Here is a 5,030-nt window from a genome sequence, read left to right as displayed (position 1 = left end):
TCCGCGGAGACAGACCCCCTCACCCGGCTCAATCTCACTTCGTTCGATTTTGCCACCCTCTCCCACAAGGGGAGAGGGTGCAGTGCGCCGCGTCGCGCGAGATGGAGAGACAGGAATGCCTGAGATCACCGTGAACATGGCCGCCGGCCGCACCGACGAGCAGAAGGCCAACATGATGCGCGACATCACCAAGGCGTTGGTGACGCATCTCGGCGTCGATGCGGAAGCCGTGGTGATCCAGATCAACGAGGCGCCGCTGTCGCACAAGATGAAGGGCGGCAAGACCTTCGTCGAGCGCGCGGCCGAGCAGAAGAAATAAGCTCCGCTGCCGTGCCTGCGAAAGCAGGGACCCATAACCACAGAAATGTGTTGTGACGGCGGGTCGTCGTCCAGCGTCATCTAACGTCGAGGCCGGTGGCTATGGATCCCGGATCGGCCCACGCGTGCCGCGCGCTTGTCCGGGACGACAGCGGAATTCGGAGCAGTCATGGACGCACGTGACATCATCAAGATCGGCCTGCGTGCCGAACGCATCCTGGTGGTGCCGCCGGAGCGCACGGTCGGGCATTTCCTGGCGCACATGCCGATGGTCTATGCGACGCCGATGATGATCCTGGAAATGGAGATGACATCGGGCGATGCGATCAGCGCCGCGTTGCCGGAGGGCTGGGTGACGGTCGGCACCGAGGTCGAGGTCAAGCACCTGGCGGCTGCGCCCGTCGGCGCCACCATCCGCACCACGGCCGAGGTCATCGAGGTCGAGCGCCGCGTGATCCGCTTTGCGGTCACGGCGTTCCATGGCGATCTCAAGATCGGCGAGGGCCGGCACGGCCGCGGGCTCGTCAACGTCGCGCAATTCAAGAAGCGGTTCGGGGTGCCGTAGCGGCAGACAAGCCTCGTCATGCGCGGGCTTGACCCGCGCATCCATCGAATGAATCAACTCAAATAGTTCTTACGAAGATGATGGATTGCCGGGCCTTCGCCTCGCCGAAGCGGCTTCGGCCGCGCAGGCGGGTCAAGCCCGGCAATGACGATGAGGGGCGCGGTTTCTACTTCGCCAATTCCTTCGACCGCGCCGTCGCGGCCGCAACCGCACGGGTCAGCAGCGGACCGAATCCATCCTCGCCCATCAACACCGAGAGCGCCGCCGCGGTGGTGCCGCCGGGAGAGGTGACATTCTGGCGCAACGTGGCGGCGGAGAGATCGGACCGGTGCAGCAGCTCGCCGGCGCCCGACACGGTGTCGCGCGCGAGCTTCGTCGCCAGCGCCTCCGGCAGGCCGGCGGCGACGCCGGCGCGGGCGAGCTCTTCGGCGAGCAGGAACAGGTAGGCCGGGCCCGAGCCCGATACGGCCGTGACCGCGTCCATCAGGCTCTCGTCATCGACCCATGCGACCGCACCGGTGGCGCGTAACAGCGCGTCCGCAGTCGCGCGCTGGGTGGCGCTGACATCGCTTGCCGGCACCGCCACGGTGATGCCGCGGCCGATCGCGGCCGGTGTGTTCGGCATCGCCCGCACGACGGCGCCGCCGCAGAGCTCCTGCAGGGCGGCGATGGTGGTGCCGGCCATGATCGAGACCACCAGCGTTGCCGGTGAAACCCAGCGCTTCAGCGCAGGCGCAGCGTCGCGGAACATCTGCGGCTTCACCGCAACGACCAGCGTGTCGGCGTCCGCCGCCTCAGCTGGATTGAGCCGCACGCCCTTGGCCCCAAGCGCGCTGATCTCGTCCGACGGCGCAGGATCGATCATCACAACGCGCGACGGATCGAGCCCTTGCGCCAGCCAGCCGGTCAGCATCGCGCCGCCCATCTTGCCGGCGCCCGCGAGCACGATGGTGCCAGTGATGTGTTGAAGTGGATTGTGGTTCACGGGTCTCACCGCACATGCCGTTGTCGTCCCCGCGAACGCGGGGACCCATAACCACCTGCGGTTCTAGTGGATCGAGCTATCGGCAACAAGCATCGCGCGCGACATCCGCATCGCTTGGTATGGGCCCCCGCGTTCGCGGGGGCGACAGCAATGGTGGAGGCCTACGCCTCGCCCTCGGTGTCGAACAGCGCCGCGGCCATGGCTTCCTGGGTCGATTTCCCGGCCCAGACCACGAACTGGAAGGCCGGGAAATAGCGCTCGCAGGCGTGGATGGCGCCGTCGAGCATGCTGGCGCACTGGCGCTCCGAGGCGGTGATGCCGCCGGGCAGCACCAGCGCCTGGCGGTGCATCACCATGCCGGTATGGGTCCAGATGTCGAAATGCCCGAGCCAGAGCTGCTCATTGATCGCGGCGATCAGCCGCTGCACCTCCGCGCGCCGCATTTCCGGAATCTTCATGTCGAAGGCGCAGGCGAGATGCAGTGCCTCGATCTCGGCCATCCAGGTGAAGGAGAGCTGATAGTCCGTCCATTGCCCCCTTGAGGCGATCGTTATTTCGTCGATGCCGGAGCGTTCGAACGCCCAGTTGTTGTCGGCAGCAATGGTCTCGACCACGGTCAGCGGATCGTTCCCGGAATCGATGATGCCTTCGAGCAAGGACATGCCGTCTCGACCTCTTGTCTTTTGTTCTCGGTGGTACATACGCGGCGACCCGGCCCCGCGCCCTTAAGGCGCCAATCGCAACCGGCTTGCAGTCCCGAGCGAAGCCCCGGGCGTTGCGCGAACAAACTGATGTGATTTGCGGAATCGGCGCAACTGCACGCTGAATCCGTCCACAACGAAACCCCATTTCGTCCACAGCTCATCCAGCCTGTGGATTTCGGCCCGCCGAGAACAAAACGGAATCGGATTCGCCGAACTTTGCTCGATGTGACCGATTTGACTCGCCCGTCCAGGAACCGGGACGGCCAGAGATGCATGGCCGGTGGTCGGCTTTCGCCGGGCCAAGGAACTTGCCCGGCCCGACGACGCCCGGCATATTTGGGACGGGTCGTCCAGCCGGGCGGCCCATGTTCTCAGGGCGGGGTGGAATTCCCCACCGGCGGTAAGGGCGCCCCCCGGTCGGGGTGCCCAAGCCCGCGAGCGCCTTGCCTGATCTTGCGATCGGGCAAGGGTCAGCAGATTCGGTGCGACTCCGAGGCCGACGGTTACAGTCCGGATGAAAGAGAACGGGTCCCGGCACCTCGCGCGTTCATGCGCGGGGGCGTCGTCGTTCCGTATGCCCTGATTCTGGTCTCAAACGAGGACAACCATGAATCAGATGTTGCAAGACCCCCAAGCTGAAATCGAACAAGCCGAAACCGAAGCCATTGGAGCTGCTCCGCAGGCCGCCGTGCCCGCGGAGCCAGGTCCGCCGGACGAGGCGCCGCCGACGCCGTCGCATCCGCGTTTCACCAAGCCGCAGCGCGTCGCCTTCGTGCAGTCGGCCTGGCATCGCGATGTCGTGGCCGAGTGCCGCATCGCCTTCCTCGCCGAAATCGAGGCGCGCCATATCGCACGCGAGCGCGTCGACATCTTCGAGGTGCCGGGGTCGTTCGAGATCCCGCTGCATGCACAGCTCCTGGCCAAGACCCGCCGCTACACGGCGATCGTGGCCGCCGGGCTCGTCGTCGATGGCGGCATCTACCGGCACGAATTCGTCGCCGACACCGTGATCAAGGCGCTGATGGATGTGCAGTTGCGAACGGAAGTGCCGGTGTTCTCGGCGGTGCTGACGCCGCAGCAATTCCACGAGACGCAGGCGCATTTCGAGTTCTTCCGCAAGCATTTCGCGGTCAAGGGCATCGAGGTCGCCGAGGCCTGCGCCAACACGCTGCTGAGCCTTGAGCGTCTGCGCGGCCAGGTGGCGGCGGGGATCGTGTAGTCCGGCGAAAGCAAGGCCAGGGTCGGTTATGTGCAGCTAGTACGGCAAATGAGGTGTCGTCCCGGCGTTCGCCGGGACGACACCGACGTTTAGGTCGTTACCGAGCCACATCAAAGAAGCTCCTGGACGATGCTTCCGCGCCATCCGGAAGCGCGATCGTATCCCGCCGCGATCATGCCCGGTCCATTTGGTTGTCATCTTCACCGCCGCACCTATAAAGTCGGCGATGGGAGGACGCCGGTCCGTGGCGACGGGCTGGCCAAGCATCATGTTCGACGGACACGATCCCTTTCTTGTCGCGTTGTCGGTGGCGATCGCGATCCTGGGCGGCTACACCGGCTTCAGCCTGACCGCGCGCATTCGTGATGCGGCGGGCGTGAACCGCCGCGTGTTGCTGTCCGGAGCCGCCGTATTTTTGGCGGTCGGCATCTGGACCATGCATTTCGTCGGCGTGATGGCCGCGCCGATTCCGGCTGACGCCGTGTATCTGGTGCTGCCGACCATCGTCTCGTTCCTGATCTGCGCGCTGGTGGTGGGCGTCTCCTTGTTCTTCGTCAGCATCGGCGAGCCGTCACCGCGCCGGATCATTCCCTCCGCCGTGCTGCTCGGCGCCGGCATTGCCAGCATGCACTATGTCGGCATCCACGGCCTCGCGGGGCAGTTCGGCATCACGCATGATCCGCTGATGGTGCTCTTGTCCGTGGCGATCGCGATGCTGGCCGCCTATGGGGGCTTGCGCATCTTTCTGGCGCGACAGGACGGCCTGCGCCTGGCCGCAAGCGCGATCGCCTTCGGTGTTGCCGTCTCCGGCATGCACTATACTGCCATGCTCGGCATGCATTTCGTGCCGCTCACGGCAGAAGCGCATCACCATGTCGCCGCGGGCCTTGCTGCTTCGCAGCAAGTGCTGTCGATCGTGGTCGCCGTGCTGTGCTTTGTGGTCGCGGCCGGCTTCCTGCTCTCCCTCGTGCCCGATCCGCGCCGGCAGGCCGAGGCAGTGGCCGACCCAGCAGCGAATATGGAACCGGCGACTGCCGAGGTCGCGCCATCTGCGGCGCCCGAGGGGCCGGCGGTGCCCCCAAACAGTGTTCGCCTGATGCCGGCGCCGCTGGGCGGCATCGGCCAGCCGCCGCGGCTTGCGGCGTCACGGCTCCCGGTCGAAGGCGCCAACGGCACCCATTTCATCGATGCCGGCGAAGTCCGCAGTCTCCGCGCCGACGCTCATTATACAAGAATACA

At 65.9% G+C, this 5,030-nt stretch carries 6 protein-coding genes and 1 riboswitch; of the genes, 4 read left to right on the top strand and 2 right to left on the bottom strand.

Translation table 11 applies throughout. The features are described from left to right. The first annotated feature begins 115 nt into the window (after positions 1–115). Both BRAS3843_RS19595 and BRAS3843_RS19590 read left to right on the top strand, forming a co-directional pair. Positions 116–319, top strand: coding sequence for a tautomerase family protein (locus BRAS3843_RS19595; protein ID WP_008970743.1), 204 nt, complete (start codon positions 116–118; stop codon positions 317–319). Positions 320–487: 168 nt separating this feature from the next. After that, positions 488–883 (top strand): thioesterase family protein, encoded by a 396-nt coding sequence (locus tag BRAS3843_RS19590; RefSeq protein ID WP_008970742.1) that lies wholly within the window; start codon positions 488–490, stop codon positions 881–883. A 166-nt stretch (positions 884–1,049) separates the two neighbouring features. On the opposite strand, the gene proC is transcribed toward BRAS3843_RS19590, so the two are convergent. Beyond that, positions 1,050–1,877: a pyrroline-5-carboxylate reductase gene (gene proC / locus BRAS3843_RS19585; protein WP_139024920.1), complete on the bottom strand. Its 828-nt coding sequence runs from the start codon at positions 1,875–1,877 to the stop codon at positions 1,050–1,052. Between the two features lie 152 nt (positions 1,878–2,029). After that, entirely contained in the window at positions 2,030–2,530 is a 501-nt protein-coding gene (locus tag BRAS3843_RS19580) for a YbjN domain-containing protein (protein ID WP_008970740.1), read from the bottom strand. 405 nt (positions 2,531–2,935) lie between these two features. Further along, a riboswitch (FMN riboswitch) is annotated at positions 2,936–3,102 on the top strand. A gap of 77 nt (positions 3,103–3,179) precedes the next feature. On the opposite strand from BRAS3843_RS19580, the gene BRAS3843_RS19575 reads away from it, so the two are divergent. Continuing rightward, positions 3,180–3,791 (top strand): 6,7-dimethyl-8-ribityllumazine synthase, encoded by a 612-nt coding sequence (locus tag BRAS3843_RS19575; RefSeq protein ID WP_008970739.1) that lies wholly within the window; start codon positions 3,180–3,182, stop codon positions 3,789–3,791. 268 nt (positions 3,792–4,059) lie between these two features. Continuing rightward, positions 4,060–5,030 (top strand): MHYT domain-containing protein (locus BRAS3843_RS19570; RefSeq protein ID WP_035982228.1); only part of this gene is annotated, 971 nt, incomplete at its 3' end.

Origin of the sequence: Bradyrhizobium sp. STM 3843 (genome assembly GCF_000239815.1) — a bacterium.
Taxonomy (GTDB): Bacteria; Pseudomonadota; Alphaproteobacteria; order Rhizobiales; family Xanthobacteraceae; genus Bradyrhizobium.
Note: the sequence above shows the minus strand (reverse complement) of the source record. Positions and strands in the feature narration are given on the sequence as shown.